The sequence below is a fragment of the Paenarthrobacter sp. NPDC018779 genome, from assembly GCF_044391085.1.
GTDB lineage: Bacteria > Actinomycetota > Actinomycetes > Actinomycetales > Micrococcaceae > Arthrobacter.
On record NZ_JBIRZS010000001.1, the window covers coordinates 249,849 to 276,411 of the forward strand.

A 26,563-nucleotide genomic window follows, 5' to 3' on the forward strand; every position below is an offset into this window, starting at 1 on the left:
CGCCGTGCCCCTACGATGTGACAAGCAGCCACGCACAGGCCAAAGGAGAGCCCACCATGACCACCGCCCGGACCAGGCGCGAGGAGATCTACCACCTCGCCGTTACCACTGGGCTTGCCTCCGTTGAGGAGCTTTCCAAGCATTTCAACGTGACGTCATCCACCATCCGGCGTGACCTTGCACAGCTGCACGCGGAAGGCAAACTGGCCCGTACCTATGGCGGGGCGCTTCCCCTGGGCGCCCACCCGGAACCTTCCCTGCGGCAACGCACGGGCGAAGCGTATGAACAGAAACACGCCATTGCGGCGTGGGCTGCCGGCCAGGTGCGGACGGGCGAAAGCGTCCTGCTCGACGGCGGATCCACGGTGGGTGCCTTGGCGCACGCACTGCGCGGCTCAGAGGCGCTGACCATCACCACCCCCGGCGTGAATACCCTGCAGGAACTGCAGGACGCGCCGGGCGTGGTGGTCAACTGCCTCGGAGGCCGGTTCCGCGAGGTCAGCCAAACGTTTGTGGGTCCCCTGGCCGAGGCGGCACTGGAACGGATGACATTCGACCGGGTGTTCCTCGGTGCCGATGCCGTGACGGCCGACGACGGCTTGTGCGAGGCCGACCACGAGCAAACCCGGCTCAAGGAACTGATGGCGCGCCGCGGCGAAGCCGTCTACGTCCTTGCTGATTCGTCCAAGCTTGGCAAGCGTCCGTTCCATTCCTGGGTCCGGCTGCCGCTGCCGTGGACGCTCGTGACGGATGCCGGTGCCTCGGAGGAACAGTTGGCGCCGTTCCGGGCCGCGGGAGTGCAGGTTGAGCTTGCTCCGGCAGTTGCCTGATCGGGCGAATCCAAACGCGCTATGACACGTGAGGCCCTGGGGAGGGGATCCCCGGGGCCTCACGTGTTAGCGGTCCGTTCGGGCTAGTGCCAGAGCCCCAGGGCGAATTCGGCGATCACGGCCGAGAGGAGGAACGACGCCGTGATGGCTACGAGGCCCACGGGGATGATCTTCCAGCCGATGTTGCGCAGCAGCGGGATGTCCTTGCCGAGGGAAAGCCCGGCCAAGGTCAGCATGACAGTGGCGATGGACAGGAAGTCCACGGTCTTGACGGCCTCATTCAGCACGCCGGCACCGAAGAACCAGGGGCTGGAAATGTAGGCACCGATGGTGGTGATGAACACGATCGCCGAGATCTTCCCCGTGATCTTGGCGAGCAAGAGGCTCACCAGGACCAGCGCCAGCATGATGCCGTAACCGGCCAGGATGGAAAGGCTCAGGCCCTTTGCCGCAACAGCGGCCGTGCCAACACCCAGGACAGTCAGGACAGAGAGTGAAAGCCACAAGGGCAACTGCATGTGTGCCGAGGACTTGGCGACTTCCTCACGGAAGCGACGGTTCTCTTCCGCCTGTGCCTCGTCGTGGTCACTGACGACGGCGGTTCCCGTCTTGGGTGCGTCTGCCGTGCCGGCCGCCACTTTCTGCCCGTCCTTGTTCCGGGTCAGGAACTTGTAGAACTTGTCTGCCAGCGGAAGAGCGATGAAGATTCCCACGTACACGCCCAGGACCGTAGTGATGAGGTTCGAGACGGCCGCCATGCCCAGGATGGCATCCTGGTCGCCGGGGTAGGCAGCCACGATGCTGGCCGCCGAAGCCGCCATCATGGACCCGGAACCAACGCCGGCACCCATGGCAAGGGCCAGCGGATCGAAGATCTTCCAGTTGGAGACGAGCGAGGTCAGCAGCGTGATGAACACGGCGCCGAACAGCGTGCCGAAGACGTACATCGCCAGAACCCCGCGGTACTGGTCCGAGTCGGGGCCGTACTTTTCGGAGACCATGGCGAAGGAAGGCTCGCGGTCCAGGGAAAACGTCGCCCCGACCGTCGCCTTGCCCATGCGGAGCAGGACGGCCAGGGGGAGTGCCAGGACGATGGTCCCCAGGAGGTGTCCGACTTCCTGCAGCAACAGTGCCGGTCCTGCCTTGATCAGGCTGGGCAGGCTGGGGCCAATGTTGAAGGCCAGGCGTGCCACCAGGAGCAGGACGGCCACACCCACCAGGGCAGAGGCGACACGCTGGAGGTCAAGGCCCAGGGGCTTGAATTTCTGGATGGAGACGAGGAGGCCCAAAATCAGGCCCCACACCATGGGGAAGATGATGATGGCGCCAATGCCGAGATCGATCTTGGCCTGGCCGATGAATTGAACAGCAAGGGCGATGACAAACGCCAGCGCGGCAATGGGGAGGGTCAGCCGCATACCGGCTTTGTCCGTCCGCGCAGTTTCGATGCGGGTGCTCATGATGTTGCTTCCTGGATCAGGGCTCCGCCGCGGTAGGCCGCGTTGGCGAAGCGTTCTCTTTGTTGGGGATGGGTTGCGGCTCCGGCCACGGTCCAGGCAAGGGCCACGGCCGCCTCGAACATGACGTCATAGGCCTCGGGGGTGTTGGCCAGGGCGGCGAAACCGTGCGAGTGGATGGGCACGTTGGCGCCAGGGATGCTGAGCCACGGGTGGAGCGAGGGGATGACCTGGGAGATGTTGCCCATGTCGGTTGACCCACCGCCCATTCCGGCGGACGGTGAGGTGTCCTTGCCAAAGGCGTCCATGGCCCCGGTCCAGTGGGCGGCAAGGTCGTCGTCCTGGATCAACGGTTCGTACAGTGGCTCGGCCGCGGTGATCTCCAGGGTTGTCCCGGTGGCGAGGGCCGCCCCTTCGAAGCAATGCCTGACGCGTTCCAGGAGTGCTTCAAATTCCGGCAGGGTGAACGCCCGGCATTCGAAGGGAACCACCGCGTGGTCCGGAATGATGTTGGTGACATGGCCAGCCTCAGCCACGTAGCAGGCGATCCGGTGATCCCCGGGGATTTGTTGGCGAAGCAGACCGATGGCCACTTGGCTGAGCACAGCCGCATCCCCGGCGTTGACGCCAAGGTGCGGGGCTGCGGCGGCATGCGCTGCCTTGCCGGTGAAGACCGCCTCATACCGTCCCACAGCCTGTGCGGTGGTTCCGGCCGGGTTGTAGGTGACGCCGTCCTGTACGGGGTGGACCATGAGTGCCAGTCCCACTCCGTCAAAAGCACCCCGCTCCAGCATCAGGGCCTTTCCGCCGCCGTGTTCCTCGGCGGGCGTACCTATGGCCTTCAACGTGATGCCCAGCTCGTCCACATGGGGGAGGAGGGCGAGTGCTGCGGCTACCGATGCTCCTGCAATGAGGTTGTGGCCGCAGGCGTGTCCCACCGAAGGCAGCGCGTCGTATTCCACGCACAGGGCTACCGTCAGCCCACCGGTGCCGGCTGTGGCCGTGAAGGCGGTGGGAAGGCCGGCAGTACCGGTTGCCACCTCGAATCCGGCTTCGGCCAGGACAGCTGTGATGGATGCGGCGGCCCGCACCTCCTCGAAGGAGAGCTCCGGGTTGGCGTGCAAGTCCTGCGACAAGCTCTGGACCTGGGGGCGCCAGGCGTCCACTCCGTCCCTCAGCGCCTTGCGCAGGGCCTCCATCGCCGGGTTCGTTCCGGTCGGTTCCATGGTTCTTCCTTTTCCTCAACCGGCCGTTTCAGTACGACAGCGACGGGAACGGGGAGCCCGCGGCCCGCGTGGGCACCCAGATGGCCTTTGTTTGCGTGTATTCGTCCAAGACGCCGGGACCGGACGAACGGCCATGGCCGGAGTCACCAAACCCACCGAAGGGAACCGCCACATGGATGGTCTTGTAGGCGTTGATCCAGAACGTTCCCGCCTTCACTTCGCGGGCCACATGGTGGGCCCGGGACACGTCCGAGGTCCAGACGGCACCGGCCAGGCCGAAGTTCGTGTTGTTGGCCCGCGCGATAGCCTCCTCCTCGGTGTCGAAGGCATCCGCGCCCACTACCGGACCGAACACTTCGGTTGTTTCGAGCCGGTTCGACGGCGTCACGCCGTCCAGCAGGGTGGGCATGACCCAGTGGCCGCCGGCAAGGGCTGAGCCGGCCAGAGACTCAGGGAGGTTTCCGCTCGTGACCCGGCGGCCGCCGTCGTTCATTCCCGCTTCGATCAGCGAGGTGACCGTGGCGAACTGCCCGGGCGTGATGATGGGACCCACTTCTGTTTCGGCGTTCAGGGGATCGCCAACGCGGAGGCGGGCAGCACGCTCGGCCACCAGTTCCACGAAGCGGGCGTGGACACTGCGTTCCACCAGGAGCCGGGAACCGGCGACGCACGATTGGCCGGCGCCGGAGAAGATCGCGGAGATGGCACCGTCAGCGGCACGTTCCAGGTCCGCGTCGGCAAAGACGATGTTGGCGCTCTTGCCGCCGAGTTCCAGCAACGCGGGGATGCCTGCTCCGGCAGCTGCGACGGCGACGCGCCGGCCCGTGGGCACCGAACCGATGAAGCTGACCTTGCCGACGCGCGGGTCCGTGGTCAGGGCCGATCCCACCGTCTGTCCCAAGCCGGTGGCAACGTTGAAGACACCATCGGGAAGTCCGGCCTGGTGGGCCAACTGCGCCAGGCGAAGGGTCGAGGCCGGAGTAAATTCGCTGGGCTTGATAATCACTGAGTTGCCCGCTGCGAGGGGTGCTGCGGAGTTCCACCCTGCAGTGAAGAGCGGTGCGTTCCATGGAGTAATGGCCACCACGACGCCCCATGGCACGCGCTCGGTGTAGGTGTGCCAGTTGCCAGGCACCGGGATGGTCTGGCCGGTGAGTTTGTCCGCCCAACCCGCGTAGTAGCCGAACATTTCTGCGACTTTGGCTGCTTCCGCGCGGGCGTCGCGGATGGGCTTGCCGGTGGTGGCCGACTCGAGGATGGCGAGCTCTTCAGCGTGCTGTTCGACGACGCGGCCCACGTTACGGAGGATGGCCGCCCGTTCGAAACCGTTCAGCTTTGCCCAGGCCGTGGCGCCGCGGACGGAACTGGCCAGCAATGCGTCGGCACCTTCCTTGCCGGGGTCGGCGTAGCTGGCGAAGGGCTCGCCGGTAGCTGCAGCCGTGAGCGTGATGGGCTCGCCGGCGCCGGGGGCCACCGAGCCATCAACGAAGGCGCCAAGGCCGGAGGGGAAGGCGGCGTCGAGGACTGCCCGGGCAGTGGCAGTGGAAGAGGCGGTGGGGACTGTGGTGATGCTCAACGTAGTTTCCTTTGGTGCTTGGGGCGTTCGGGGGTTGGCTAGGCAGCGTCGCTGGATTCGGGGGCGCCTGCGGGAGTAACTGCCGGTGCGACGGTCCGGGCGATTTCGGTGAAGTCCGCCGCTGGTCCCAGAAGCGCCAGGGCCTCCTGCCATTGCTCAGCCGCCGCGGCGAGGAGTTCCGGCTGTTCGCCGACTTCCCGGGCCACGTCAATGGCCAGGGCTGCGTCGCGCGCCATGAGGCCAAGGGAGAAACCGGAGTCATGGGTGCCGCTCAGGACCCAGTTGGGGTACATGTTTGCCGAGACCTTGCTGCCGCCCGAAGCGTTGCTGATGCTCTCAGCCGCCACTGCGGGGTCGATGCCATACGCCTTGGCCACTCCCAGGGCCTCACCCACTGAAACCAGGTTGGCCGCGGCGAGGACGTTATTGAGGAGCTTGACCACGTTTCCGCTGCCCGGTCCGCCGATGTGGGCAAACCTGCCTCCGGTCAGTGCCTGAAGGACGGGTTGGGCGCTGGCGAGGGCAGCATCCGTACCACCCACGAAGGCACTCAGTGTCCCTGTTGCTGCGCCATCGCGGCCACCGGACACGGGGGCGTCCACGAAAGCGGCGTCCTTGGCCGCGGCGAGGTCCGCCATTGCCTGGCTGGTGCCGGGTTCGGAGGTGGTGGTATCCACGATGGCCACCACGCCGGGCTTTGCCAGCAGCGTCGGCACGGTGGCCTCCACGATCTTTGCCGAGGGGAGGGACAGCACTGCGTACGGGGTCCCTGCCAGGTCTTCGAGGCTGGCCGTCGTGGTGATTCCTCCCGCTGCAGCAGCGGTGCGGGCAGATTCGGAGGGATCGAAGCCGATGACGTCCCACCCTGCGGCGTGCAGGGTCGAGGCCATGGCTCCGCCCATGGATCCGAGGCCCACCACGGCGACGCGGCGTTTGGTGTTCATGAGGTACTCCTTGGGTGTTGATGGGTGGGGCAGGTGAGGGGGCGGGCCGCTAGTCGAGGTAGACGTCAAGGTCTTTCCACAACTGCTGGGTTCGGCGGATGGCGGCCCGGCTTCGTTCGGGGTGTGCCGCTTCCATGCCGGCGAGGAGCCCGTAGACCATGGAGTTGGCCGCGGTGACGGACTGGAAAAAGGAGATGCCTTCCGAAGCGACGATCAGGAGGTGGTCGGCTGCTGCGGCGAGGCGGCCGCGGCGCATGTCGCTGATGCCGACGACGGTGGCTCCAGCCTCCTTGGCAGCCTCAGCCGTGAGGATGATTTGTTTGACCGAACGCCACATGTTGATGACCACCAGAACGTCGCCGGGTCCAAGGTTGTTGGCTGCCGAGGCGAAGTGCACGCCGGCCCGGTTCTCCAGGGTGATGGCGTAGCCCATGGTTGAGCCCAGGTGGGCCATGACGCTGGCCGGTCCAGCGAACGAACCGAGGCCAATCACGGTGATGGATTTCGCTGCGGCCAATGCAGCGATGGCGGCTTGGACGTCGTCCGGGGTATTGGAATCAAGGGTGAGCCGCAGGTTTTCGATGTCGTGGCTGAGGGCGTCATGCAGGGGGCTGCGGTGTTCGCCGTGTTCATTGAGGGTGTCTTCGGTGGAGATCATCACCAAGTACCTGGACCGCAATTCACGTTGCAGGTCCGGCCAGCCGCGGTAGCCAAGCCGTTGGGCCGTGCGGACCACAGTGGAGTTGTTCACGTCCGAACGCTGGGCGATTTCGGCGATGTCCGCGTAGGAGGACAACTGCGGATTGCGGGCGATGACTTCCACTACCCGGGCCTGCGACTTGGAAAGCGGGATGTTTGGGAGGGCGTCGCCCAACCAGGCATAATCCGCGGATTCCCAGGTGGTTCCATTCGCGTTGCTTGACTCGGTTTCGAGTTGCTCGCTCTTCACGGCCATCCTCCCTGTAACGTGCATCACTCTGCAATCTGCATTGCAATAAAGATACTCTGCAATTTTGATTGCCGCTAGAGTGTTTCGTTTCCGCCAGGTAAAACTTTCCGGCCGTACAGGCATGTCCCCTTAAAGCACGGTTGCCGGGAGCCTTGCATGGCTCCCGGCAACCTCTTGCTGGTGTTTCGGTCAGGCGTTGCTGAGTTGCTTGGCGTTCCTCGGCGTGGCGTGGAGGCCTGCGAAGAACTGGCCGAGTTCGGCGGTTGCGGTCAGCGGCAGGACATTGGCGACGTACTGGTCCGGTCTGACGACCACCACGACGCCATCGCGGCTGAGGCCGCGTGCCTCGTAGATATCGTTGGCGGGGTCGGTGCCGAAGACCTTTTCGAGGTAGGTGAGCTTGAACGGGCCGACCGTGGGTTTGAAGACGGCGGGGACGGCGTTGATGTCAACTCCGGTGTGGTCTTGCTGGTAGATCACCTTCACGTCGAACCAGGCATCGCGGTCAAGGCTCGACGGCGTTGCGGCCAGTGGCGAGTCGCCCGCGGTCGCGAGCCACTGGGCCAGGTCCGCCACGGCTCCGGGGGTGCCGGCGGCTGGGGCGTCGGCGAAGACGTAGATCCGCCAGCGGCCGTCGGCTTTGGCGTGGTGGCCCAGGTGCATGGGGTTCGTATCGCAGACCCGCTGTACCGGGGCGGACTTAAAGCGCTTGCCGATCGGGAATCCAGTGGCGAGGTCCTGGTGCTTGGGCTCTGCGACCAGCATGGAAGGCGCGTACTGGGTCATGAACCCGGCAGGGAACTCGGCAGTGCTGGTGTAGAAGGTCTCCAGCTCGGTGGGGTCCTTGAATTCCTCGGGCTTTTTGGCCATGAGGGTGGACCACTCCTTGTCGAAATCGATCAGGTTCTTCGCCACTACCTGCCGCTCGGCTGAGTAGGTATCCAGCAACGACTCCGGGGACCGGCCCTCGAGGACGTGGCCAAGTTTCCAACCGATGTTGAACCCGTCCTGCATGGACACGTTCATGCCCTGCCCGGCCTTTGCCGAGTGCGTGTGGCACGCGTCGCCGGTGATGAACACCCGTGGAGTCCGCGTACCGCGCTCCTCCGGCAGGACGTCGTCGAACCTGTCCGTGAGCCGATGCCCCACTTCGTAGACGCTGTGCCAGGCCACGTTGCGCACATCCAGGGTGTAGGGGTGGAGGATGTCGTTGGCCTTGGCGATGATCTGCTCGATGGTGGTTCTGCGCACCGCCCCGTGGTCATCCGCTGCAACTTCACCGAGGTCCACGTACATCCGGAACAAATGCCCGCCCTCGCGGGGAATCAGCAGGATGCTTCCACCCGTGCCGGACTGGATGGCGCACTTGGTCCGGATGTCCGGGAAGTCCGTCACCGCAAGCACGTCCATCACGCCCCAGGCGTGGTTCGCCTGGTCCCCGGCCAGGTGACAGCCGATCGACTCACGGACCTTGCTCCGGGCACCATCCGCCCCCACCACGTACTTGGCCCGAACCGTGCGCTCCTGGCCCTCGTCCGGACCGGCCGTGTGCAGGAGGGTCACCTCCACGGGGTACTCGCCCTGGCCCGTGTTGTTCAGGCCTACGAACTCGTACCCGTAATCCGGGCGAAGGCGGGCCGGGGAGTTCGCCGCGAACTCGGCGAAGTAGTCCAGCACCCGGGCCTGGTTCACGATCAGATGCGGGAACTCACTGATCCCGGCGGGGTCATCCACCGCCCGGGCACTGCGCACGATCTTGCTGTGGTCCGCCGGGTCCGGCTTCCAGAACGCCATCTCAGTGATCCGGTAAGCCTCGGCAATGATCCGCTCCGCGAACCCAAACGCCTGGAATGTCTCCACGCTCCGGGCCTGGATCCCATCGGCCTGCCCGATCGCCAGGCGGCCCGGACGCCGCTCCACAATCCGGGTGGTGACGTCCGGGAACTGTGCCAACTGCGCCGCCGTCAACATGCCCGCCGGGCCGGTGCCCACAATCAGGACATCCACCTCATCCGGAAGCTCCTCCGGGCGGTCGATCCCGACTCCGGCCGCGGGTTCGACCCGTGGGTCACCGGATACATAACCGTGATGATGAAACTGCACGGGCTTTCCTCACTTCTTCGTGGGCACAAATGCCTGGGCTTGATAGCGTGTTCGAAAACTTTGTGTTCGATAATAGAAATCGCTGTTCGATTATCGCTCACACAATGCTAATCCGGCTCACACGGACGTTCAAGTCCCAGCGGTAAGCGCGTTGGGTCCCCAAACGGTCGGAGGCATGTCAGGATCAGGTATGCCTCGCCTCATGTTGCTGGATACCGCCTCGTTGTACTTCCGTGCCTTCTACGGCGTACCGGACACCATCCGCCGTTCAGACGGGACATCCGTCAATGCCGTCAGGGGGCTGATGGACATGATTGCCCGGCTCACCGCGGACTACGGCGCCACCCACCTGGTTGCCTGCTGGGACAACAACTGGCGTCCGTCGTGGCGGGTTGCCCTCATTCCCAGCTACAAAGCCCATCGGGTTGCGCGGCCGGTGGAGGACGGGCCGGACATCGAGGAAGTCCCGGACGCCCTGGAGGCCCAGATACCGCTCATCCGGCACGTCCTGTCCCTGGCCGGGATTGCGGTTGTGGGTGTGGATGACCATGAGGCTGATGACGTCATAGGCAGTTACGCAAGCCAGGCAACGCTTCCCGTGGACGTGGTGACGGGGGACAGGGACCTGTTCCAGTTGGTCGATGACCAGCGGGATGTCCGGGTCATCTACACCGCCCGCGGAATGCGGAACCTCGAAGTGCTGACGGAGGTGGACGTGGTGGGAAAGTACCGTGTCCTGCCCCAGCAGTATGCGGACTTCGCGACACTCCGTGGCGACTCCTCGGATGGCTTGCCCGGTGTGGCCGGCATCGGGGAGAAGACCGCCGCATCCCTCCTGGCAACGCACGGCACGCTGGACGGCCTCCTCGAAGCGGCGGAGCGCCCCGACGGCGGGTTGTCGGCCGGGGTGAAAGCCAAACTGTCCGCCGCCGCGGACTATTTGGCCGTGGCGCCCACCGTGGTCAAGGTGGCCCGAGACCTTGACGTTCCAGCACTGGACGAAGCCGGTGCGGCCCTTCGACCCGTGACCGGTACGGCGAGGGAGGAACTGGAAGGCCTGGCTTCGGACTGGAACCTCGGCGGCGCCGTCAAGCGCTTGCTTGACTCCCTCGACGCAGCAGGCCGGGGCTGATTCACAGCTTTCCGGGCTGCTTTCACAGCTAATCAACAGCTTCGCGACAGGGCGGACTGGGTTCGATGCCGGATGCTGGGAAAAGGACGGCGCAACCTGCTGTCCTCATGTCACCAGCCGTACTACGGTGCAGCAACTGTTCGGCTGCCGAATCAGGAGAGGCATATGTCAAAAACCAAGAAGATCACGCTGGGCGTAACCGCCGGAGCGCTGGCTTTGGGTGCCGGCCTGGGAGTCACGGGCGTTGCCTCGGCCACCAGCACCCCGACGCCCAGTACCCCGACATCCAGTGCCACCTCGTCCACTGACGGGTCCACTCAGGGCAACGGCCAGGGACGCCATGGCGGCCACGGTCGCGACGGTGCCCAGCTCGCATCCAAGCTCGCCACCAAGCTGGGTGTGGACGAATCCAAAGTCACCGACGCCTTGAAGGCGTTCCGTGATGCCAACAAGCCCACTGCTCCGCCCAGCGAAGGTACCGAAGGCACCAAGCCGGACCGTACGGCGCGGGAAGCGGCCCTGGCCAAGTCCTTGGCCCAGGCCCTTGGAATCGATGAGTCCAAGGTGACTACGGCGCTTGAGGAAATCCGTTCCGAGGCGAAGGCCGACCGCTCGGCCGAGCTCAAGTCCCGCCTGGACAAGGCTGTTTCCGATGGCAAGCTGACGCAGGCCGAAGCGGACGCCGTCACCAAGGCAGTTAACGCGGGAGTCATTGGGGGCGGCGGCCGGTAGTTTTCGGCCCCCGCCCGAAATCCGACACAGAATCACCACAGGAGGGCAGGATCCGCCGGGCAACCGGAAGGATCCTGCCCCTCTTTTGAAAAATTCTTGGTTTCCGTGTCGATTCTTCCTCGATCCGTTCGACCTATCAGTGAGAAGGTCGGAAAGCGACCTTCCACAACCGAGGAGATTGAGTTAAATGGCCAAGTACATGCTGATCATGCGGGCAACCGATGAGTCGATGGAGAAGCTCCAGACCGCCGACTTCAACGAAATGCTCGAGGTCATGGGCAAGTTCAACGACGAACTCATCCGCGCCGGCGTGCTCCTGGCAGCGGAAGGACTCGACGACCCCAAGGAAGGCGTGGTGGTGGACTTCACCGGCGAGACTCCCGTGGTGACCGACGGCCCTTACGGGGAGACCAAGGAATTGTTCGCCGGCTACTACATTCTTGACGTGGCTTCCAAGCAGGAAGCGGTGGAATGGGCAAAGCGGGCGCCCATGACGGCGGGCACCAAAACGGAAATCCGCAGGGTCCCGGGGATTGACGAGTTCCCCCAGGACAACGAATGGATCCAGAAGGAACGTGCCTGGCGTGAACAGACCGGTCAGCTCTGATCGCCGGGCCTGACTCTCAGGGCGAAACCTGACGTGGGCAACACTGCGGCAAGGGCCGCCGTCGAAGCTGTGTGGCGGAGTGAATCCGCCCGCATCGTCGGCGCCCTTGCCAGGTACACAGGCGACTTTCCGCTGGCTGAAGACCTCGCCCAGGAAGCCGTTGCCGAGGCACTGGTGTCGTGGTCCGTCAATGGCGTCCCCACCGAACCGGTTGCCTGGCTGCTGACTGCGGGCCGGCGTCGTGCGATCGATGCTTTCCGGCGCCGCGCCGCCCGTGACGAAAAATATGCGTTGCTGGCCGGCGGGCTGTCAGAAGAGGACCCTTCGATGGATGCGCTGTTCAACCCCGAAGCGGTCCAGGACGATGTCCTGGCGCTGATGTTCATCTCCTGCCATCCTGTCCTGTCCAAGGAGTCCAGGATCGCCTTGACCCTGCGCGTGGTGGCTGGCATGGGCACGGATCAGATCGCCAAGGCGTTCCTGGTTCCCGTGCCCACCATCCAGGCCCGCATTACCCGGGCCAAGAAGACACTTGCCGCTGCCCACATTCCGTTCGCCATGCCGGAAGAGCACGAACTCCCTGAGCGGCTGGGTTCGGTGCTGCAGGTGGTGTACCTCATTTTCTCTGAAGGGTCCTTCGCCAGCGCCGGCGATGACTGGATGCGCAAGGATCTGGCCGGAGAAGCCCGCCGGTTGGCCCGCACGCTGGTGCGGCTTTCGCCCGAACCGGAGGCCTTCGGCCTGCTGGCCCTGATGGAATTGACGGCTGCCAGGTTCCCCGCCCGGTTGGACGCCGCCGGGCGCCCGGTCCTCCTTGAAGACCAGGACCGACGGCGCTGGGACCAGTCCGCGATCCGGCGCGGCAAGGCGGCACTTGCCACCGCGGTAGCCGCTGGACGAGGGCTGGGCGCCTATGGACTGCAGGCGTCGATTGCGGAGTGCCATGCTGCCGCTGCCAGCGTCGCCGATACCGACTGGGACCGGATCGTGGTCCTTTATGAGGCCCTTGGCAGGCTGACCCCCTCGCCGATCGTCGAACTGAACCGGGCCGTGGCCGTCGCTATGGCCCAGGGACCCGCGGCGGGCCTGGACATCGTGGATGGGCTGGCGGACGACGGCGGGCTGCAGGGCTCCCATGTATTGCCGGCGGTGCGCGGCGAGCTGTTGACGCGCATGGGCCGGAAAACAGAGGCCAGGGAAGCGCTCATGCTGGCGCTTGACAGATGCGCCAACGCTGCTGAACGGTTGGTGCTCGAGCGGAAAATCGAGGAACTGGGCGCTTGACGGGGCGGCGCCATGGGTAGGACTCCCAATCCCAGTCTCAACAGACACTCCCTCCCGTCGAAAAAAGCAGGTTTGATGGAATCATCCACACATCATGATCAACAGGAGAAACATGCCTTCCGCTACCGCATACGCAGCCCCTTCGGCCACGGGCGATCTGGTCCTGACCACCATTGAGCGCCGCGAGGTGGGGCCGCACGACGTCCACATCGACATCAAGTTCGCGGGCATCTGCCATTCCGACATCCACACGGTCCGCGGCGAGTGGGGTCGGCAGCAATATCCGTTGGCGCCGGGCCACGAGATCGCCGGCATAGTCACCAAGGTGGGCGCCGAGGTGACCAAGCATAAAGTGGGCGACCGGGTTGGCGTGGGCTGCATGGTCAATTCCTGCAAGGAATGCGCAAACTGTGAGGCCGGGGAAGAGCAATACTGCTTGAACGGCAACGTGGGTACCTACGGCTCGGTGGACCGCGACGGCACCATCACCCAGGGCGGCTACTCCAGCGATGTGGTGGTGAACGAGGACTTCGTGGTCACCATCCCCGAGGGCCTCGAACTCGACGTCGCCGCACCGTTGCTCTGCGCTGGCATCACCACGTACTCGCCGCTTCGCCACTGGGGTGCTGGCCCCGGCAAGAAGGTGGCGGTGGTAGGACTGGGCGGCCTGGGCCACATGGCCGTCAAGCTGGCACACGCCATGGGCGCCGAGGTGACTGTCCTTTCGCAGTCGCTGAAGAAGATGGAAGACGGGCTCAAGCTGGGCGCGGACCAGTACTTCGCCACGAGCGACCCGGGCACGTTCGAGCAGCTCGCCGGCACGTTCGATCTCATCATCAACACGGTGAGCGCCTCCATCGACATCAGCGCCTACCTCCAGTTGCTCGCCCTTGATGGCACGCTGGTCAACGTGGGTGCCCCGGCCGAGCCGCTGCCCGTCAATGCCTTCGCCCTGATTGGTGGCCGCCGGTCCTTCGCTGGTTCCGCGATCGGCGGCGTCCGGGAAACCCAGGAAATGCTCAACTTCTGCGCCGAACACCACCTTGGTGCGGAAATCGAGGTCATTCCCGCGGAGAAGATCAACGAAGCCTACGAGCGGGTCCTGGCATCCGACGTCCGCTACCGCTTCGTCATCGACGCCGCCACCATCGCCTAGTCGTCAGGCCCGGCACCGGGTGGGCCGTGTGCCGGGGCAGCGCGTCCAAGGGAAAATGGTTCGGTGACTTTCAACCTGGATACCATCGGCAAAGGCCTGGTCTTCGCCGATTCCCTGGACAACCTGGCCTCGGCCCTCAAGGCCAAACCCGGCGGCACTGCCGTGGTGCAGGCGCCGCCCGGTACGGGCAAGACCACCCTGGTGCCGCCCCTGCTGGTCAATCTGCTGCACCAGGAAGGCCACCTGCGGCCCCGCGTAGTGGTGACGCAGCCCCGGCGCGTCGCGGCCCGTTCCGCGGCGCGCCGCCTCGCTGCCCTGGACAGCCCCACGCCCGTGGAGGGCGGGACGGACGGCGGTACGCCCGGAGGCCGCGTGGGTTACACCGTCCGTGGCGAATCCCGGACGGGCAAGGACACCTTGGTGGAGTTCGTCACGCCGGGTATCCTGCTGCGGCGGCTGCTCTCGGACCCGGCCCTTGAAGGGACCCACGCGGTGGTCCTGGACGAAGTCCATGAACGCGGGCTGGAAACGGACCTCTTGCTCGGCATGCTGGCCGAAGTCCGCCAGGTACGCGAGGACCTGCTGCTGGTGGCCATGTCCGCCACCCTGGATGCGCCGCGCTTCGCTGCCCTCCTCGGGGAGGCGGACCCCGACGGCGGAACACCGGCACCGGTGGTTGACTGTCCTTCCGCCCTGCACCCCTTGGACGTCGAGTGGCTTCCGGGGCCTTCCCTTCGACTCGACGACCGCGGTGTGGCCCGGAGCTTCCTGGACCACGTCGCGGACACGGCGGCGCAGGCCCACCAGCGGATGCTCCACGACGATCCGAAGGTTGACGCGCTCGTCTTCCTGCCCGGTGTCCGCGAAGTAGCCCATGTTGCCGCGCGCCTGCGGAATCGCGCGGACGATGGCACGGAAGTTCTTGAACTGCACGGCCAGGCATCGCCACAGGAGCAGGACCGGGCAGTATCCGGCCGGAGCCCGGGCGGGCCGGCGCGGATCATTGTGTCCACGGCCCTTGCCGAATCGTCGCTGACCGTCCCGGGGGTCCGCTTGGTGATCGATTCCGGCCTGTCAAGGGAACCACGCAGGGACGCGGGCCGGGGAATGTCCGGGCTGGTCACGGTATCCTGCTCGCGGGCTTCTGCCGGGCAAAGGGCCGGGCGTGCCGCACGCCAAGGCCCGGGAACGGTGGTGCGCTGCTACGACCAGCAAGCCTTCGCCGCAGCCCCGGAACACCAGACCCCGGAAATCGCCGTAGCGGATTTGACCGGAGCCGCGCTGCTCCTGGCCTGCTGGGGTGCTCCGCGCGGACGGGGTCTGGCGCTCCCCGACGCGCCGCCCACGGTGGCCATGGACGATGCCGTGGAGGTCCTCCGCGAACTCGGCGCGGTCACCACGGAGGGCAAGGCGACCAGTCTTGGCAGGACCTTGGCCGGGATTCCGGCGGATCCCCGCCTGGCCCGGGCGTTGTTGGACGGTGCCGCCGTGGTTGGACCGCGGAGAGCGGCGGAAACAGTGGCCCTGGTTTCCGGCGACCAGCGCGCTCCGGGCGCCGACCTCACGCGCCTGCTCTCGGAAATGCGCTCCGGTTCGGGCCCGGCTGGCAAGCGCTTCGCCGAGGAGGCCAAGCGCTTCGAAGCGATCGTGCGGAAGGGCGGAACCGCCGTCGTCCATTCCGCACCGCACCGAAGTCCGATGCGCGACGAAGAGCCTGGTTTCGTTGTCGCGTTGGCGTTCCCGGACAGGATCGCGCGCCGCGTGGCGGGGGACGGGCCGGCGGCCTACCTCCTCGCCTCCGGCACCCGCGCCGGACTTCCGGGAGGCAGCACACTCGCCGGGCCCGAGTGGCTCGCCGTGGCTGAGGTCTCCCGTGCGCAAGGGCGGGATGCCGCCGGCACGGGGGCTGTCATCCGGTCGGCGGCCCCGCTTGCTGAGGACCTGGCACTCTCGGCGGCTCCGGACCTGCTGGAAGAGACTGTCCGCGCACGCTTTGACGGGGGCAAAGTCACAGCACGGCTGGAACGACGCCTCGGTGCCATCGTGTTGTCTTCCACGCCGGTCCGACCGGGACCGGAAGCCAGCCGCGCTGCCGTGGCCGAGGCCCTCGCCAAGCGCGGGCTGTCCATGATCGGGTGGTCGGATGCCGCCGATGCGTTCAGGCGCCGCTTGGCCCTCCTGCACAACGTACTCGGCGAACCGTGGCCGGACGTCGGCGAAGCGGCACTCTTGTCCCGCCTGGACGAGTGGCTCGGCCCCGAACTGGAGGCCCTGGCCAACGGCAAAGCGGCCACGGCGCTGGATCTTGCCGAGCCGCTGCGCCGGCTCCTCCCGTGGCCCGAGGCTGTCCACCTGGACACCCTCGTTCCCGAGCGCCTGCAGGTTCCAAGCGGCTCCCGTGTGCGGATCGACTACCCTGGCGTTTCAGGCCACCCTGGGGAGAACCACGACGTCGGCCGTCCGGTGGTGGCGGTCAAGCTGCAGGAATGCTTTGGCTGGGACAGCACGCCGCGGCTGGTGGACGGCAGGGTGCCGGTCCTGTTCCATCTGTTGTCTCCGGCGGGCCGTCCCCTGGCGGTGACGGACGACCTCGCGTCGTTCTGGTCCGGCCCCTACGCCCAGGTCCGGGCCGAGATGCGGGGCCGCTACCCCAAACACCCCTGGCCCGAGGATCCCTGGACAGCCCAGGCGACGGCCAGGACCAAGAAACGGATGTAGCCCCTACAACCTGTCCAGCATGAACTGGACCTCGCCATCAACAAAAGTGCCCAGGACGGAACTTGCCGCAAGTTCGTCGGGCGCCGTGGTAAGGGGATCGAGGTCGAATACCGTGAAGTCGGCCCGTTTGCCCACGTCGATGGTGCCTGAGACGTCCCAGAGCCCGGCAGCCTTGGCGGCATGGGAGGTGTATCCCTCCAAAGCCTGCAGGGCCGTGAGCGCCTGGGCCGGAGCGATCGGTTCCTGCGCGGGGTGCCCGGAACGCCTGCGCAATTGGGCATCGGCCAGGATGGGCAGGGGTTCGTAGGGGGCTATGGGCCAGTCCGAGCCGATGCCCAGGACGATGCCTGCGTCCCGGAGGTCCCGGCAGCGCCAGGCCCGGTCCGCGCGCTCCGGGCCCAGCCGGGTGGACCAGTTGTCGCTGTGGTCGGCGAGGGAATAGTGGGTGCAGTGCGTGGGCTGCATGCTGGCCACCACTCCGGCGTCCTTGAACCGCTCCACGAGTGCGTCGGGGACTGTCTCGATGTGCTCGATCCTGTGCACTGTCTCCTGGTGACGGGACCGGACGGACCGGGGGAGCGAGCCGAAGGCGTTGAGCACATGCTCCACTCCGGCATCACCGATGGCGTGCGTGGCCGTCGGAATTCCGCGGGCCGCAAAGAAGTGGACCGCCGCGGTATATTCTTCCGGCCGCGGCCAGAAGGATGCCGTGGATTGACCATAAAGGTCCGGCTCGTAAAGCCACGCGGTTCCATTGTCGATGGTGCCGTCCACGAAGAGCTTGATGGCTTCGATGGACCAGCGTTGCCCTCCTGTCCCGATGGAGGCGGCCAACTGCTCCCACTCCGCTTCTCCCGTGGCGGGCATGCACCACGGTGCGGTCCGCAGCCGCAGCGGCAGCCCGCCGTCGGCTTCCAGGGCATTCAGGAGGGCGGCTGTTTCGTCCCCGTGGTCCATGACATGTCCGCCGGTCAGGCCCGAACGGGCGAAGTCCTGCAGCAAGCGGCCCAGCCGGACCTTCCGTTCCGCAAAGGATTCCTGGGGAATGTACCGCTGCACGAGTTCCATGGCGGCCGCCTCCAGGAGCAACCCGGTGGGAGTGCCACCGGCATCGCAGACGACTTCGGCCGCTTGCGTGAAGTCCCGGCGACCGTCGACGCCGGCAATCTCCAAGGCACGGCTGTTGGCAAGTGCTGAGTGACCGTCGAACAAGCGGATCATCGCGGGACGGCCACCTGCGACGTCGTCGATCACCGAGCGGTGCAGCGGTTCTGTTCCAAAAGCGTTCGGGTTCAGCCCCCACCCCCGCAACCAGCCGCCGTCGTTGGTCCGTTCCGACTCCGCCTTCAGCAGCGCGCGGACGTCCTCCAGGCCCACCGCTGCGGAAAGGTCGACGCCGATGGTCAGGTCCAGCCCGAACACCGGGTGGATATGGCAGTCCACCAAACCCGGGGTCAGGGTGGCCTCGCCAAGGTCCACTACCTCGGTGCCGGACCGTCGCCAGTCGTGCGCATCGGCTCGGCTCCCGACGGCGGCTATCACGCCGCCATTGACGGCTACGGCTTGGACGGGCCGCTTCCCGTCGGCACCCTTGCTGAGGGTGTGGACGGTATCTGCCAGGACGATCAGGTCAGGAGTCATGGGTTTCAAAGCTTCCAAGGCGGTCGAAGATGTGTGGACGGGTGGCGCGCAGGCGGCGTGCGATCAGCAGGCCGGCCAGGAAAACAACAGGGGCGACCAGCAGGAGGATGGTGTTGGTCAGGGCGTCGGCGAACGTAAGGAGTTCGATGTTGACGGCAATGAGCACTACAACGCCGAAGAGCAGGATCGCGGACGCCGCGCTCACCGGAACCAGCAGCCGGTTGGTGACAGCTGCGGGAGTGCGGCGGAGGTAGATAAAACAAGCCACGGAAACCAGTCCCTGGAGCGCCACGATTCCGAAGATGCCGGGGGTGTTCACCCAGATCAGCAACTGCTTGTAGGGGTCGGCCCCGGCAACGGCGCACACGGCAATCACGACGGCGGCAAGCAGCGTCTGGATCTGCCCGGCGCGGTGCGGGGATTTGTACTTGGGGTGGGTCTTGCCAAGGAAGGCCGGGAGGACGCCGTCTTTGGCGAGCATGTAAACGTAGCGGTTGATGGCGTTATGGAAGGCCAGTTGCGATGCGTAAACGCTCGTGACGATCAGGACGTACATCACCACTTCCGCCCAAGGCCCCACGTAGTGGTTGATGGTGGCAAAGAACATCCCGTCGGCCAGTTCGCCCGCTGCCGCCACCACGTCGCCGTCGCCGAAGGCCTGGACCACCGTCCAGACGATGAAGGCGTAGAAGACAGACATGAAGCCCACCGCAATGTAGGTGGCACGGGGTACGGACTTGTCCGGATTCCGGGCTTCGCGGCGGTAGAGCACCGTGGATTCGAAGCCCATGAAAGCGGCGAAGCAGATGGCCAGGATTGCGAGGACGCCGGGCGTGAAGGCGTTTCCGGGTTCGAACGATGCCCCGCTGATGCCGTGCGCCCCACCGGAGGCAAGGATGCCCGCGCCCATGATTGCCAGGATGGCTGTTTCGGCAATGAGCAGGACACCAAGGACCTTCGCTCCGACATCGATGCCGCGGTATCCGAGGAACCATACGGCGCCGATCGCCACGAGGGCTACGGCGGGCCAGGGCACGTCCAGGCCGAAGAGCGTCCGGAGCATGGCCTGCGTCTGGACGGCGAACAGTCCATAGACGCCGATCTGGAGGCAGTTGTAGGACACGATTGCCAGGATGGCGGAGGCCAGCCCCACCGTCTTTCCCATGGCCAAGGTGATGTAGGTATAGAAGCCGCCGGCGGCTTTGACGTGTTTGGTCATGGCCATGAAGGCGACGGCAAAAACGAGCAGGACAGCGCCGGCGATGAGGTAGCCCATGGGGGCGCCAATGCCCCCGATGCCGATGGCTACCGGGGCCACGCCGGCCATGACGGTAAGCGGTGCCGCTGCGGAGATGACCAGAAAGGCGATGCCTCCGGTTCCGATGGCATTGCGTTTGAGCCCATGGGCAGCCTCGGCTGCCGGCGGGCGGATTTCGGTGTCAGACATGGGAGTCCTCGAAGGGTCTGGGAGCTGGAAAGTATGGGGATCGAGGCGTTAGCGAAAGCCTTTCGTTTTATGGTAGGGCGTTGTGACCCGACGCACAATACTTTCCTGCGAAGTTCCGGGAGTTGTGGCTAGAGTCGTAGCAACGACCGATTGGAGTACCCATGCCGCGCCCGCCCGTCCCGCTCATATCCATCGACGCCTTGGTAACGGCCGCTTTGGAACTGGTGGACGAAGCCGGCGACTTCAGCTTGCCCAAGCTGGCCAGGAAAATCGGCGTCAGCCAATCGTCCATCTACAACCACGTCAGCGGCCGCGAAGAGATCCTCGAGCTCATGCGCGGACGGATCATCTCCGAGAGCCCCTACCAGCTTCACGAAGGCCAAGGGTGGGAAGAGTCGCTGCGGGCCATCGTGCGCAGCTACCGGGACGCGTTCGCCAGGCACCCCCGGCTGGCGCCGCTGATGGTCCTGCAGACGGTGCAGGACCCGCAAGTGCTGGCCCTGTATGAGAATCTGGCGATCGCCCTCGAAGAGGCCGGCTTCCGCGGGCAGGACGTGGTGTCTGCCATCTCCACCATCGACAGCTTCGCGCTGGGCTTTGCCCTGGACCTGGCAGCGCCGCAGGTGGTCTGGGCTCCGCCGGTGGACGGATACCCGGCGCTGTCCGGTGCCCTTGAGAATGCGGGTCCGTCCGCGGAACGTGGTGAAGCGGCTTTCGACTTCGGCCTGGAAATCCTCATGGCCGGACTGCGCTCCCGTCTCAAGCAGGCGTTGGTCTGACTCCCAGATTTCTTGCGTACCATTCGACGGTGACCCACACCGCCTTCGATCCCGCATCCGTGCCCGAGACCTGGTGGGCAGCCGTCGTCCGCGGCTTCACCGATGTCCACACCACTGCAGTGCCCCTGCCCGTGCTCCTCGCCATCGTTGCAGGCGCCACGCTGCTGAGCATCCCCAGTGCCACGTGGCGGTGGTTCGGACTTTACGTCACGTTCGTGCACGAACTCGGCCACGCTTACGCGGCCCTCATGACCGGGCGTTTCGTGCACAGCCTGCGGATCGGACTGGACCATTCCGGCCGCCTCGTCAGCAGCGGGCGGAGTGCCTTTGGAGCGGCGTGGTCCGGGTTCTGGGGGTATCCGGCCCCGGCGGTGGTGGGCCTTGCCCTGATCGCCGCCTTCTCCGCCGGACGGTCCGGAGCCGCCATGTCCATCGGCGCCCTCATCCTCTTGGTGTCCCTCGTCTTCCTGCGGAACCTGACCGGGATCCTGGTGGCGGTGGTCAGCGCTGCCACCGCCCAATCACTAATCCTCTTCGCCCCGCCCGAGGCCGTGAACTATGTGGTCCTGGCGCTGGGTATTGCGCTCACGGTGGGTGGCGTACGTGACCTGCTGAAGCTCGCCGGGGTGCACACCCGGCGCAGGGACCGTATCCAGGCCTCGGACGCCTGGATCCTGGGTCGCACCACTGGTGTCCCCAGCTTCGTCTGGATGACTGGCTTCACGCTGGTCATCGCCGGATGTGCCGCTGTTTCCGCAGGGCTGCTCTGGGGAATGCTGGGGATAGCGGCTCTCTAGGGCCTCGCATCTGCGCCGTTGCCTCTTGCCCTGTGGTCGCTTGAGGGTGTCCAATCCTTGTACACGTTCGAACCAAGCCATGCGTTCGGACTCCGAGCCTGGATACGAACACCGGGAGGCGCCCATGTCCGCGAAGGGCACGCGCGAGACAGCCAAGGCCACGGGATCAAGCGCCGCGGAACCCCGACGAAGCGAGAATGGTGCAGCACTGACTGCCAGCCACCCGGGCCGGATCAGGAACGTCGCCCTGGTGGGACATTCGGGAGCCGGCAAATCGATGCTCGTGGAAGCCCTCCTCGCAGCCACCGGTGCGATCACCCGCATGGGTTCCATCACCGAAGGAACCACCGTCAGCGACTCGGATCCCTCAGCTGTTCATCAGCAACGTTCCGTCTCCTTATCCGTGGCGCCGATCCTGGTGGGCGACATCAAGGTCAACCTGATCGACACCCCGGGCTACACCGACTTCACCGGCGAGTTGCGTGCCGGTCTGAGGGCCGCGGATGCGGCCCTTTTTGTTGTCTCGGCCATCGACGGAATAGACGGCGCCACCATCGCCCTGTGGGGCGAATGCGAGCGGGTCCGGCTGCCGCGGGCCGTGGTTGTCAGCAAGCTGGACCATCCGCGCGCAGACTTCAGTGCCGCCGTCGCGCGCTGCCAGGAGGCCTTCGGCGAGTCGGTGCTGCCGCTTTACCTTCCGGACGCTGACGGGGTGGCAGGAGTCCTGCACGGCGGCGGCCAGGGCGATGACGCCGCGCTTGAGGAAGCGCGCGGGCCTTTGATCGAGGGCATCATTGCGGAAAGCGAAGACGAGACACTCATGGACCGCTACCTCGGCGGCGAAGAGTTGCCACTGCGGGACTTGATCGAGGACCTGGAAAAGGCTGTTTCCCGGGGCAGCTTTTTCCCCGTCATGCCAACGTCGGCTGAAACGGGCCGGGGGCTACCGGAACTGATGGCGCTCCTTACCGACGCGCTGCCGTCGCCTTTGGAACGCTCCGCGCCCCCGGCCATGCAGCTTGACGGGTCCTCCCTGAAGGACCTGGCCTGTGACCCGGACGGACCGTTGGCTGCCGAGGTGGTGCGCACAACAGTGGATCCCTTCCTAGGCCGGGTGTGCCTGGTGCGGGTGTTTTCCGGAACGTTGAGGGAGGACTCTTCCATCCATATCGGCGGAAGGGGCCTCGCGGACAGGGGCCATGAGGACCACGACTCAGACGAACGGGTAACGCATCTGTACTCGCCGGTGGGGTCCAGCCTGAAGCCTGTCCGGGAATGCATCGCCGGGGATATTTGCGCCATCAGTAAGCTCGCCGGCGCAGAAACCGGGGATACCGTGTCGGACAAGGATGCACCGCTGCTTATCGAGACCTGGCACATTCCCGAGCCACTGATGCCCGTAGCCGTGGAAGGCGCGTCCCGCAGCGATGAGGACGCCCTGGCAAAGAGCATCGGCAAGGTGGCAGCGGCGGACCCAACACTGCGGGTGGAACGCAACCAGGACACCCATCAGTTGGTCCTCTGGTGCATGGGGGAGGCGCACGCCGAAGTGGTCCTGGACCGCCTGCGTGGACAGGGAGTCAAGCTCCAGACCGTGGACGTGATCACGCCCCTGCGGGAGACGTTCGCCAGCAAGGCGGCCGGTCATGGCAGGCACGTGAAGCAGTCCGGTGGGCACGGCCAGTTCGCCATCTGCGACATCGAGGTGGAACCCCTGGGCCGCGGCGAGGGCTTCCAGTTTGTCGACAGGATTGTGGGTGGCGTCATTCCCGGAACCTTCGTGGCATCGGTCGAGAAGGGGGTGCGCGCCCAGATGCTCAAGGGCGTCGCCGAAGGCTTCCCGGTTGTGGACATCAAGGTGACGCTGGTGGGCGGAAAGACCCACAGCGTGGATTCCTCGGACGCCGCCTTCCAGTCGGCCGGGGCACTGGCCCTTCGCGAAGCGGCCGCAGTGGCGAAAATTCAACTCCTGGAACCCGTGTCCCGGGTGGTCATCAGCGTCCCGGATGAATATGTGGGAACGGTGATGAGCGATCTTTCCGGACGGAGGGGGCGGGTGACCGGCACCGACAGCGGTGGCGGCGAAGGCGCCGAGGTCAGTGCCGAAGTGCCGGACCAGGAACTCCTGCGGTACGCCATTGAACTCCGTGCCCTCACGGCCGGGACCGGACGGTTCAGCCGGGAGTACCTGCGCCACGAGCCTATAGCGAAGTAGCCCCGGCCTGTCCGTCGGTGCGCATGAAGCTTGCCACGGCCGGTGCCAGCGATGCGCCGACCTCCGCTGCCGTGCGTTTGACGCCCTTGACGGCGAAGGAGTGGTCCCCGCCCGCTACCCATTGCAGGGTGGCCGTTGGCCCGATGCGGGACACCACGGACTCAAGCAGTTCCGGAGTCGCGAAGGTGTCCCTGGTGCCCTGCAGGAAAAGCATGGGCGTGGTGACGCCGTACAAGTGCTCGTCCCGGAGCTTTTCGGGTTTGCCTGGAGCATGCAAGGGATAGCCGAGGTACACGAGGCCTTGGACGTCCATGCCCTCGGCCACGGCCATGGATGCCATGCGTCCGCCGAACGACTTCCCCGCCGCCCAGAGCGGCAACCCGTTGGAGCGTTCGGCGGCTTTGGCCACCACGGCCCGCCATGTGGCGATGGCCAGCGGTGGACGGTCAGGGAACCGGCGTCCCGCGGCCCGGTAGGGGAAGTTGAAACGGAGCGTGGCAACACCCTCTGCCGCCATCGCCTCGCAGAAACCCTGCAGGAACGGATGCTCCATGCCCGCCCCGGCGCCGTGGGCCACCACCAGGGTGGCGGACGGGGCCTCCGGGCTGAGGTGGATGCCCGGGACATCGGTGTGGTCCACGGAGATGGTCAGGGCGGTTTCGGTGTTTGGCATGCATCCATCATGGAGCAGGTTTACGTACGGGCGCGCACCAATTCCCCCAAAACGATCCCCACCTGCTGACGCGCACGGTCCGGGCACGGTAGCTTGTGGCCATGGCGAGCGAATCCACCACCCTGACCGTGCCCGGCCCCGAAGGTCCCCGCGAAGTCCGTATCTCCAGTCCAAGCCGCGTCATCTGGCCGGAAGCGGGACTGACCAAGCTGGACCTGGCAAGCTACCTCTCGGACGTGGGGGAAGCCTTCGTCGCTGCCAACGGAAACCGGCCCGTCAGCCTGCAGCGCTATTCGGGCAACATCGAAGGAGACATGTTCTTTTCGAAGAACCCTCCCAAGGGTGCCCCGGACTACATCCGCTCGGTCATGGTCACTTATCCCAGTGCCCGGTCCCATCCGCAACTGGTGATTGACGAGCCGGCCGCCGCCGTGTGGGCAGCCCAAATGAACACCGTGGTCTTCCACCCCTGGGCTTCGCGGGCCAACGATCCGGACAATCCTGACCAGCTGAGGATCGATCTCGACCCTCAGCCAGGCACTGATTTCGCCGATGCCATCCCGGCAGCCCAGGAGCTCCGTTCCGTTCTGGACGAGGCCGGCCTGACGGCCTTCATCAAGACCTCCGGCAACCGGGGCCTGCACGTCTATGCGCCGATCCATCCCAAGCACGAATTCCTCGACGTCAGGCACGCCGTCATTGCCGCAGGCCGGGAATTGGAGCGCAGGATGCCGCAGCACGTCACCACGGCGTGGTGGAAGGAGGAACGCGGTTCCCGGATCTTCGTCGACTTCAACCAGGCAAACCGGGACAGGACCATCGCCGGCGCCTACAGTCCCCGCGCCGTGGCCCAGGCCCAGGTCTCCTGCCCGCTGGCTTGGGACGAACTGGAGAATGCCGACCCCTCGAAGTACACCATCCAGACTGTTCCGGACCGGCTCAGGACCATCGGCGATCCGTGGGCGGCCATGCATGAAAAGCCCGGCAACATCGATGTCCTCCTGCAGTGGTGGGAACGCGACGTGAAGAACGGGCAAGGGGAGATGCCGTTCCCTCCGGAATTTCCCAAGATGCCCGGCGAGCCCATGAGGGTCCAGCCGAGCCGCGCACGCAAGCCGGAGGAACAACCGGAGAAGTGAGGTGAAACGGGCGTCTGCACACAGGGCTGCCGGAGTCTGCTGCAGCCTGTTGCTCGCCGCCTGCCTGGCGTCTTCGTGCACTGATCCACCGGGGCCGCTCCCGCCGCCGCCAACAGCGCCGGTGACGGGCACGACGTCGGCCCCTCCTTCCGCCCGGACCGCACCGCCGCTTCCCACCGCCTCCGCACCGTCGGAGTCCACCACGTCCATGGTGTTCCTTGAGCTGCAAGCGTCCCTCGAAGTGTTCAGCAGGGAGCTGATCAGTCAGGGTGCTCCGGCGGTCCTCATCGAGGTGCGCTCCGGCCAGCAGATCTGGACATCTGCGGCAGGGGTCCGCAGCCTCGAAGGTGGCCTGCCGGTGGAGTCCGCCGATCCGATCGTTGTGGGCGGGGTGCTCCGGAGCATGCTTGCCGTGTCAGTCCTTAAATTGGTCGAGGAAGGCAAGGCCGCCCTCGATGTCCCCGTCAGCGCCTACGTGCCGGACCTTGCCGATCAGGTGGCCGCAGGCAGTGAAGGTCCTGTGGGCGAGGTTTCCCTCCGCCGGCTGTTGGCCGACTCGTCGGGCCCCGATTCGAGCCGATGGGCGGACACGGTACTCACCCGTGTGGTGGAACGGCTCAGGGGAGCAGCCCTCGCCGATGTGCTCCGCCGCGAGGTGTGGGGTCCCCTGGGGCTGGGATCCATGGCCCTCCTGGACGATGCCGAAGCCATTCCCAACCTCGTCCACGGCTATGCCTCCACCGATGGCGGGACCGTAGACATCACAGAGACCCCAGCAGCGACAAACCAATCGCCGCCGCGGCTGGTGTCCTCGGCGGCGGACGTGAACACCTTCCAGGCTGCCCTCCTCGCCGGGCGCCTGCTGGCGCCGTCCGGCCTGCTGCTGATGAAGGGCGAGGTGTCGGCTGACTATGGGCTGGGACTGGACCAGTGGGATGACAGGTGCACCAATGGAAACTATTACGGCCATGCCGGCGATCTTCCCGGCTTCGGAACCATCACCATGAGCAGCGCGGATGGAAACCGCCAGCTCACCATCGCGGTTGCCTCTCCGCCGGAACCCATCAGCGGCCAGCCTTCGGCTCTTGCCCTTGAACTGACCAACGTCGCCCAGGTGGTCCTTAACTCAAGCTGCCGTTTCCGCTTTGGCTAGTAGCG

21 protein-coding genes are annotated in these 26,563 nt (G+C 65.9%); 12 read left to right on the top strand and 9 right to left on the bottom strand.

Annotated features, from left to right (window positions below; genetic code table 11):
* Nucleotides 1–56 precede the first annotated feature (56 nt).
* Nucleotides 57–830: a DeoR/GlpR family DNA-binding transcription regulator gene (locus tag ACH488_RS01195; protein ID WP_397321721.1), complete on the top strand. Its 774-nt coding sequence runs from the start codon at nt 57–59 to the stop codon at nt 828–830.
* Nucleotides 831–913: 83 nt separating this feature from the next.
* Here the strand turns inward: ACH488_RS01195 and ACH488_RS01200 are convergent, their stop codons facing one another.
* The 6 genes from ACH488_RS01200 to ACH488_RS01225 all read right to left on the bottom strand — a co-directional run bounded on the left by ACH488_RS01200 (nt 914) and on the right by ACH488_RS01225 (nt 9,085).
* Nucleotides 914–2,290: a DUF3100 domain-containing protein gene (locus ACH488_RS01200; protein WP_397321722.1), complete on the bottom strand. Its 1,377-nt coding sequence runs from the start codon at nt 2,288–2,290 to the stop codon at nt 914–916.
* Nucleotides 2,287–3,513, bottom strand: coding sequence for an amidohydrolase (locus ACH488_RS01205; RefSeq protein WP_397321723.1), 1,227 nt, complete (start codon nt 3,511–3,513; stop codon nt 2,287–2,289). Before ACH488_RS01205 ends, ACH488_RS01200 begins: the two co-directional genes overlap by 4 nt.
* A gap of 28 nt (nt 3,514–3,541) precedes the next feature.
* Nucleotides 3,542–5,089 (bottom strand): aldehyde dehydrogenase family protein, encoded by a 1,548-nt coding sequence (locus ACH488_RS01210; protein WP_397321724.1) that lies wholly within the window; start codon nt 5,087–5,089, stop codon nt 3,542–3,544.
* A 38-nt stretch (nt 5,090–5,127) separates the two neighbouring features.
* Nucleotides 5,128–6,033 carry an NAD(P)-dependent oxidoreductase gene (locus ACH488_RS01215; RefSeq protein ID WP_397321725.1) on the bottom strand — a complete coding sequence of 302 codons (906 nt, stop codon included), beginning with the start codon at nt 6,031–6,033 and terminating at the stop codon, nt 5,128–5,130.
* 49 nt (nt 6,034–6,082) lie between these two features.
* Entirely contained in the window at nt 6,083–6,907 is an 825-nt protein-coding gene (locus ACH488_RS01220) for a MurR/RpiR family transcriptional regulator (RefSeq protein ID WP_397321949.1), read from the bottom strand.
* Nucleotides 6,908–7,171: 264 nt separating this feature from the next.
* Nucleotides 7,172–9,085: an FAD-binding monooxygenase gene (locus ACH488_RS01225; protein ID WP_397321726.1), complete on the bottom strand. Its 1,914-nt coding sequence runs from the start codon at nt 9,083–9,085 to the stop codon at nt 7,172–7,174.
* Nucleotides 9,086–9,260: 175 nt separating this feature from the next.
* On the opposite strand from ACH488_RS01225, the gene ACH488_RS01230 reads away from it, so the two are divergent.
* The 6 genes from ACH488_RS01230 (at nt 9,261) to hrpB (ending at nt 16,714) form a co-directional block, all read left to right on the top strand.
* Nucleotides 9,261–10,217, top strand: a complete 957-nt coding sequence (locus ACH488_RS01230; protein WP_397321727.1) for a 5'-3' exonuclease H3TH domain-containing protein — start codon at nt 9,261–9,263, stop codon at nt 10,215–10,217.
* 165 nt (nt 10,218–10,382) lie between these two features.
* The gene (locus tag ACH488_RS01235; RefSeq protein WP_397321728.1) at nt 10,383–10,949 is read left to right on the top strand and encodes a hypothetical protein; all 567 of its coding nucleotides are present in this window, start codon (nt 10,383–10,385) and stop codon (nt 10,947–10,949) included.
* 187 nt (nt 10,950–11,136) lie between these two features.
* Nucleotides 11,137–11,556 (top strand): YciI family protein, encoded by a 420-nt coding sequence (locus tag ACH488_RS01240; RefSeq protein WP_397321729.1) that lies wholly within the window; start codon nt 11,137–11,139, stop codon nt 11,554–11,556.
* A gap of 33 nt (nt 11,557–11,589) precedes the next feature.
* Nucleotides 11,590–12,840, top strand: a complete 1,251-nt coding sequence (locus tag ACH488_RS01245; protein ID WP_397321730.1) for an RNA polymerase sigma factor — start codon at nt 11,590–11,592, stop codon at nt 12,838–12,840.
* 112 nt (nt 12,841–12,952) lie between these two features.
* Nucleotides 12,953–13,996: an NAD(P)-dependent alcohol dehydrogenase gene (locus tag ACH488_RS01250; protein ID WP_397321731.1), complete on the top strand. Its 1,044-nt coding sequence runs from the start codon at nt 12,953–12,955 to the stop codon at nt 13,994–13,996.
* A gap of 63 nt (nt 13,997–14,059) precedes the next feature.
* Nucleotides 14,060–16,714 (top strand): ATP-dependent helicase HrpB, encoded by a 2,655-nt coding sequence (gene hrpB / locus ACH488_RS01255; RefSeq protein WP_397321732.1) that lies wholly within the window; start codon nt 14,060–14,062, stop codon nt 16,712–16,714.
* A 3-nt stretch (nt 16,715–16,717) separates the two neighbouring features.
* Here hrpB and ACH488_RS01260 read toward each other — a convergent pair whose 3' ends face one another.
* Nucleotides 16,718–18,355: an amidohydrolase gene (locus ACH488_RS01260; protein ID WP_397321733.1), complete on the bottom strand. Its 1,638-nt coding sequence runs from the start codon at nt 18,353–18,355 to the stop codon at nt 16,718–16,720.
* Nucleotides 18,345–19,802: an APC family permease gene (locus ACH488_RS01265; protein WP_397321734.1), complete on the bottom strand. Its 1,458-nt coding sequence runs from the start codon at nt 19,800–19,802 to the stop codon at nt 18,345–18,347. The genes ACH488_RS01260 and ACH488_RS01265 overlap by 11 nt, the downstream gene beginning before the upstream one ends.
* Before the next feature lie 161 nt (nt 19,803–19,963).
* On the opposite strand from ACH488_RS01265, the gene ACH488_RS01270 reads away from it, so the two are divergent.
* From ACH488_RS01270 to ACH488_RS01280, 3 genes are all read left to right on the top strand, one after another.
* Nucleotides 19,964–20,581 (top strand): TetR/AcrR family transcriptional regulator C-terminal domain-containing protein, encoded by a 618-nt coding sequence (locus tag ACH488_RS01270; RefSeq protein WP_397321735.1) that lies wholly within the window; start codon nt 19,964–19,966, stop codon nt 20,579–20,581.
* Nucleotides 20,582–20,610: 29 nt separating this feature from the next.
* Nucleotides 20,611–21,378, top strand: a complete 768-nt coding sequence (locus ACH488_RS01275; RefSeq protein WP_397321736.1) for a M50 family metallopeptidase — start codon at nt 20,611–20,613, stop codon at nt 21,376–21,378.
* A gap of 124 nt (nt 21,379–21,502) precedes the next feature.
* Complete coding sequence (locus tag ACH488_RS01280) at nt 21,503–23,593, top strand: elongation factor G-like protein EF-G2 (RefSeq protein ID WP_397321737.1); 2,091 nt, start codon at nt 21,503–21,505, stop codon at nt 23,591–23,593.
* Here ACH488_RS01280 and ACH488_RS01285 read toward each other — a convergent pair.
* The gene (locus tag ACH488_RS01285) at nt 23,580–24,266 is read right to left on the bottom strand and encodes an alpha/beta family hydrolase (RefSeq protein WP_397321738.1); all 687 of its coding nucleotides are present in this window, start codon (nt 24,264–24,266) and stop codon (nt 23,580–23,582) included. The genes ACH488_RS01280 and ACH488_RS01285 overlap by 14 nt on opposite strands.
* Nucleotides 24,267–24,367: 101 nt before the next feature.
* Here ACH488_RS01285 and ligD point away from each other — a divergent pair, with 101 nt between their 5' ends.
* Together ligD and ACH488_RS01295 are read left to right on the top strand one after the other, a co-directional pair.
* Nucleotides 24,368–25,405, top strand: coding sequence for a non-homologous end-joining DNA ligase (ligD, locus tag ACH488_RS01290; RefSeq protein ID WP_397321739.1), 1,038 nt, complete (start codon nt 24,368–24,370; stop codon nt 25,403–25,405).
* 121 nt (nt 25,406–25,526) lie between these two features.
* Entirely contained in the window at nt 25,527–26,558 is a 1,032-nt protein-coding gene (locus ACH488_RS01295) for a serine hydrolase domain-containing protein (RefSeq protein WP_397321740.1), read from the top strand.
* Nucleotides 26,559–26,563 lie beyond the last annotated feature (5 nt).